The 5798-nt window shown below is 47.5% G+C and carries 7 protein-coding genes and 1 pseudogene; 3 read left to right on the top strand and 5 right to left on the bottom strand.

From position 1 onward, the window contains the following. Together H6750_21405 and H6750_21410 are read left to right on the top strand one after the other, a co-directional pair. Positions 1-1015, top strand: a 1015-nt coding sequence (locus H6750_21405) for a hypothetical protein (GenBank protein ID MCB9776870.1), incomplete at its 5' end; no start/stop codon positions are given. A gap of 47 nt (positions 1016-1062) precedes the next feature. After that, positions 1063-1887, top strand: coding sequence for an ankyrin repeat domain-containing protein (locus tag H6750_21410; GenBank protein ID MCB9776871.1), 825 nt, complete (start codon positions 1063-1065; stop codon positions 1885-1887). 375 nt (positions 1888-2262) lie between these two features. Here the strand turns inward: H6750_21410 and H6750_21415 are convergent, their stop codons facing one another. From H6750_21415 to H6750_21425, 3 genes and pseudogenes are all read right to left on the bottom strand, one after another. After that, complete coding sequence (locus H6750_21415) at positions 2263-2646, bottom strand: toxin-antitoxin system HicB family antitoxin (protein ID MCB9776872.1); 384 nt, start codon at positions 2644-2646, stop codon at positions 2263-2265. Between the two features lie 38 nt (positions 2647-2684). Beyond that, positions 2685-2908: pseudogene (locus H6750_21420) on the bottom strand (type II toxin-antitoxin system HicA family toxin). After that, the gene (locus H6750_21425; GenBank protein ID MCB9776873.1) at positions 2908-3138 is read right to left on the bottom strand and encodes a type II toxin-antitoxin system HicB family antitoxin; all 231 of its coding nucleotides are present in this window, start codon (positions 3136-3138) and stop codon (positions 2908-2910) included. The pseudogene H6750_21420 and the gene H6750_21425 overlap by 1 nt, the downstream one beginning before the upstream one ends. A 94-nt stretch (positions 3139-3232) precedes the next feature. Here H6750_21425 and H6750_21430 point away from each other — a divergent pair, with 94 nt between their 5' ends. Further along, positions 3233-4579 (top strand): RHS repeat-associated core domain-containing protein, encoded by a 1347-nt coding sequence (locus tag H6750_21430; protein ID MCB9776874.1) that lies wholly within the window; start codon positions 3233-3235, stop codon positions 4577-4579. Here H6750_21430 and H6750_21435 read toward each other — a convergent pair whose 3' ends face one another. Beyond that, a complete protein-coding gene (locus tag H6750_21435) occupies positions 4580-5320 on the bottom strand; it encodes a hypothetical protein (GenBank protein MCB9776875.1) in 741 nt (246 codons plus the stop codon). 210 nt (positions 5321-5530) lie between these two features. Beyond that, on the bottom strand, positions 5531-5798 hold a 268-nt coding region (locus H6750_21440), incomplete at its 5' end, for a hypothetical protein (GenBank protein ID MCB9776876.1).

The raw sequence follows: 5798 nt of genomic DNA on the forward strand, positions 1-5798 counted from the left end.
TGAAGCCCGGTACTACGATGCGGTCCTCGGCCGGTTTATCTCGGCCGATACCCTTGTGCCCAATCCGGCTAATCCTCAAGCGTTCAACCGATACACTTACGGCAACAATAATCCCATTCTGTATAACGATCCCACCGGGCACTTTGGATTCAAATCTATCAAGAAAGGGTTTAAAAAAGCCTCGAACTTTCTCAAAGATAAACTTGGCCCTGTGGGGTTTGTCCTAGCTGCTGTAACTATCCAAACTTGGGAACCATTTACAGGAACTGCTCTCTTAACCCAATCAAAGGGAGGCCGCTATGTCCTAGCTGGAGAAATAATTGTTGCAAGTGCTGTGGCAACTTGGTATTGCGGGGGTTGTGGGGCAGGGGTAGGTGCACTTGTTGGCTCAACAACCACTGGGGCATTTGGTGGATATAGTGCCGCCCAAAATGGTGGTGATATTAGCAAAGGTGTTCTCTTTGGCACTGCTACTGGTGCTATCACAGGAGCCTTGAATGGCTGGGCAACGGGCACATTTAACTTTTCTGGCTCTCCGACTTTTTGGCAAGGCGTTGGAATTTTTGGCGCAAGAATTGGTGCTGGTGTAGTAGCAGGAGCCGCAGGAGGCTCTACAGTGGGCTATGCTGGAGGTGCCGGAGGTACAGATGAAATTCTCCATGGAGCCTTTCATGGTGCTATTGTTGGTGCAGCAATTACCGGGGCTTTCACAACTGTAGATGCCTTAGGAGGAATTGCATTGAAATATGGGGGAACCCCTCCAACATCACAAGGTGGGCAATTGGTAGCGGCCAGTAACTATGATTTTGGTCCTATGATTACAATTCTTGACGCCAAAGCGACCCAAGCATTGACCAGAAGCCCTTTATTTTCTAGCTTGGCGGTTTCAGGAGCGTCAGGATATGATGTACTCTCTAATGGCCAATTATCGAAAAAAGCAGGAGAAAAAGGGGGAAATATTAATTGTTCTATTGAATTTGGTGGTGATTCTGGATGTGGTTTTGGAAAACGGTAGGAATATAGATTAAAAGAATTACATTCTTCCAACAGATGACAAACAAAATGCTTGCCTTCTTTTCGAAGCGTCCGGTTGGAATAACAAAGGTTTTGGGGAATGGAATCTTGTTATTTATCGCTACTCTTTCTTTGATTGGATGTTCCACCCAACTACAGAGTTATTCCGAAAGAGGAGACATTCAATCTGTTCTGAAACTATTGGAACAGGGGGAAAGTATTTACGAAACAGATCCCATAGGTTCTACCGCTTTACACTACGCAGCTAGATCTGGACAAGTGCTCATTGCAAAAATTCTTCTTAGCAAGGGGGCACAGATAGACGCTAAAAACGACTATGAAGAAACCCCACTAAATCAGGCTGTGTATTTCTGTCATGAAAAAGTTGTTGCTTTTCTGATTGACAAAGGAGCCAATGTCCACAATAGATTTAAAACCAATAATGGACTTTGGTTGGCCCCTATTTTCAATGCTAGCGGAAATAATTGTGATCCTGTCATTCTTAAGGGTCTTCTCAATGCAGGTGCCAACCCTAACGAAACTGAACCGGGGTACGGATATAGTCCTCTTATGTTCTCCGCAGGTACCAAAAACCTTACAGTCAGTGAGATGTTACTCGCTGCTGGAGCAGACGTGAACCAACAAGCCAAGGATGGGACTACCGCATTAATTGTGGCCGCTAAAACTGGAAACAAGGAAGCTACTAGGCTTTTTTTAGAAGCTGGTGCTAATCCCACAATTAAAGCAATTGGGGAAAATGAGATATTACATAAAGATCTTCAGCCGTTGGACACAGCCTTATTGGTCGCTAAACGTTATGGTCATAATGACATTGTAAGCCTTCTTGAGGATGCTGAGAAAAATTGGAGGTAGATTCCCATAATTGCCGACTGTGGAAATCTTCTTCGTAATCTACCTGGCTGCGGATGCTCTGGCGATTACAGCGGTTCTATTTTTAACTGATGCAAAAAAAGACGGTCATTTTTAAAAAAGAAATGTTGCTTACTGGGCCTTCCGATGGGTCTACACCAAGATATTCGTATCGACCGCGATCACGCGCCACCTTTTTCGCTTGCCTGATCAATGAGCGCTGACACGGGGGCACAAGATAGTTGGCCACAATGATCCCCAAAAAATTGGCTTCACCCCATCAACGGATTACGCGGGGAGAGATGGGGAAAGCGGCTGAAAGGGGATGCGAACCAGGGCTCTTGTCAGGATATCTTGCCCTCCCCGCCGCTGATGACCTTACTTTTTTCTGGATCTGGCGCGTCTCACGGGCGTTGATTGGCCCGATCGTGGCAAAACACGAACTGCCCGTTGCAAATGACCGACACAATAGGCATGTAAACTTTTCCCTTCCCGCAACGCGGCCACGGTCAAGGCCTGATGGAGGCCCTTATCCACTCGCACGACGAATTTCCCGGAATACGAACCTTTGGGCGTACCTTTCGGAAGGGGTGCTTTGACAGTATTGGCCAGCGCCCAAGTTGGAGGGAGGATTTTTGTGGAACCACCTTCTAGTTTTCTATCTGAGAACCTGTATGGCTTCTGAGGCCTGTGTGGTCGACCGATGACGGTGTGGCCAGGGAAGGGAGTAGGATGAAGAAGGCGGTCTCTAGTTTTCCTCACCGGTCAAATCACGATGTGGCATTTCTTTTCTGCGGGGTTCATTGAGTGAGAAACTGGTCGGGATCGATCCCGCATTGTTTCAGAATGGCTCGAAGGGTGCCTTCAGGTATGTCCCCAGGATGATTGGGAATGGTCGTGTATCGATTCGTCACGGGATTGAACCAGATTTCGTGGCTTCCCGCTGCTTGCCGGTCGAAGGCAAAACCGAATTGTCTGAGCCGCCTGCAACAGTCCGGTAGCGAAATCCGGCAAGTCGGCCCATCAAGCATTCACGATAAGGGGATAATCAAAAATCTCGTGAGCGGGTGGAAGAGGGAGATCGCCCTCGCGTTCTTGCTTGGCTTCCAAAAGTTTTTTGGCGACGTCACGAGCAATTTCCAAAGTTTCTTGAATCGTCCGCCCCTGTGCCACAAGCCCTGGCAACTCATCGGAAGTGGCCAGGTACACACCCTCCGGTAATTTTTCGATATGCAGATTAATGATTCGTTCCATAGTCTTTACGATTCCGTTCTCAGGATTTCGCTTGAATCGATTTAGGCCTCACAGCTCGGTTCTGACTTCTTCATCATAACGAAGACCGTGGCCTGTGTCGACATGGAACAGGGTATCCCCGGTCAATGCCAGTGACAATGGAGATGGGGGACGCGTCAAAAAGACGGCCACCTCGGGCGGCAACACGACCACCACCTACATCGGCAAACTCTACGTCTGTGAGGGAGGAGGCTGTGCCAAATTGTTGTATGCAGGTGGCCAGCGCATCGCGATTAAACAGGTCAGTAGTGGGTCAATCAGTTATTTCCACCCCGATCATTTGGGGTCTACCAGCGTTCTCACCAATGGCAGCGGCACGAAGGAGGAAGACCTGGTCTACTATCCCTATGGGGAAACCTATACCAACACCGGCACCGCCAATGTCGCGTATAAATACACCGGCAAGGAACTGGATGACAGCACCGGCCTCTACTTCTACGAAGCCCGCTACTATGACGCGGCCTTGGGGAGGTTTATCTCTCCAGATACGATTGTGCCTGATCCAGGGAACCCACAGGATTTCAACCGGTATACCTACGCCAACAATAATCCCATTCTGTACAACGATCCCACTGGACACTTTGGGTTCAAATCTATCAAGAAAGGGTTTAAAAAAGTCTCGAACTTTCTCAAAGATAAACTTGGCCCCGTGGGGTTTGTCCTAGCTGCTGTCACAATTCAACGTTGGGACTTCATCACAGGGACAGCCTTTTTAACCCAATCTAAAGAAGGTCGCTATGTCTTAGCTGGAGAAATTATTGTGGCCACGGCAGTCGCGACCTACTATTGTGGCGGGTGTGGAGCTGCTCCATATTTACAAGGAGCGTTGGCAGGGGAACTAAGTTTGGGTACAACTGGCGGCCTCAGTGCCGCCAGAAATGGGGGTGATATCAGTAAGGGCGTGTTATTTGGTACTGCAACCGGGGCGGTCGTTGGTGCAATATCTGGGGGTACATTAGATAAATTTGGGGTTATTGAGCGCACCACTGGCTTGGTAAACCTTCCTACTTTGGGAATGTCTGGTCCCTTTGTTACAGGTACAGCCATTTCAGGGGGAATACTGAGTGCTGGACAAGGAGCAACCGAAGCTTATGCGGGAGGAACAGGAAACTTACATGCGATTTTCAATGGAGCCTCAGCTGGTGCCATACGAGGAGCCATTAAATCTCCTTTTACTACCTATGCTAGTGGTTTATTTTTCAATGGGGATGGAACTAGCTTAGATTTATCTTGGCAGGCACCTGATGGACAAGGGCTAGGAGGAACCACGAATCTTGGAATTCCTATTGGAAGTACGTTGAAAGGAATAAAAAATTTCCTTGATGGCTCCCTTACAAAAGGGATCACAAATTCTATTATCACTGCTGGGGGTTCAGTTGCAGGGGCAGAAATTTTTCGTTAATTAGTCATGAGATCCATTTAGGCGAAAACTTTCCTCTATTTTCATTTGACAATGACGGACTGCCAAGTAAACCTGCTCATTAATTTTTAATCCATGCCCATCGAAAATCTCCGAAACTTTTAAGGGATTCTCCCATGTAGGAACCGAAAAAAGGGTGCCAGATTCTTTTGGAGATAACATTTGCCCATTATTTCGACTCTTTGGTGGGTAATGGCAGGGAACCTGGTGAATCACGGAAAGAGTGTCAAGATCAATAACACGAACAATCCCAGAATACTGAAATTGATAAGATTCCTTTTCTGGCTGAAGAGGTTGACGACTATAGACAGGGTAAAACTGCCAAAATATTGTGCGTAAATCGATAACTTTTCCTGTTCCCAGTTCCTGCTTGAGAAACATTATGTCGTCTTTGGGGAATCCGGCAGGCAGGGATGTAATATTTGAGAATCGCATTTGCTCCCTCATAAAATGGGAAACCTTACCCTTAAGCGCAAATGTCGGATCTTCAAGGGAGACTGTATTGGAAATATTTAATTTTTTCTGTGCATCGCTAAGATTGAGCTTGTGCATTGATGAAGGAAATGGAAAGATTCCGAAAGCAAACCACCAACCGAAGGGAGGTGTGGCGTAGTGAATTATGTAGAGATGAGAAGCATTCCTGAGATGATTAAGGTCATCCTTTGTTAAACGATTTTTGGCATTTCCCCCACCGCAGCCATAGACCGCTAATAGAAGAACCAAACATAACCCTATTTGCATTCTCACGATTGAATTGACAATCATATGTTTATGATAGAAATGTGAGATGAGAATTTGCCAGGCAATAGGACAACGTCCAGACTCAGGCCTTGGCTCGTTTTCTTTGGCTTCAATGTTCCCATAATGAACCGGCCCCCTGCAAACTTGGCCAGGCCCATTACCTGCAAGGACAAAGGAAAGAACAGGGAAGATTCACGGAGCAGTGGTAACCGGCGGGAGAGCGCCGAGATGGGAAAACCCGCCGAGATTGAGCAGCGGGGTGTCGGGTTGCAGATGAAAGTCCCCTTCTTCTGGAGAGATGAAATGTGGGGCTACGGTCACGTCTGATTGACCGGCCCTGGCTTGGGCTGATACCGGTTGGGGACCATCGAGGAGATAGCTCACTTCGTTGGCGTACAGATCGTTGAAGGCCAAGGTAGTTTTGCTCGTCGGGGCAAAGAGGAACGCGACTTTAGTCTGA

This window comes from Nitrospiraceae bacterium (assembly GCA_020632595.1).
Taxonomy (GTDB): Bacteria; Nitrospirota; Nitrospiria; order Nitrospirales; family UBA8639; genus Nitrospira_E.

Coding starts and splice junctions, on each gene's coding strand:
- H6750_21410 (MCB9776871.1), top strand. CDS start 1,063: ATGCTTGCCTTCTTTTCGAAGCGTCCGGTTGGAATAACAAAGGTTTTG.
- H6750_21425 (MCB9776873.1), bottom strand. CDS start 3,138: ATGGAACGAATCATTAATCTGCATATCGAAAAATTACCGGAGGGTGTG.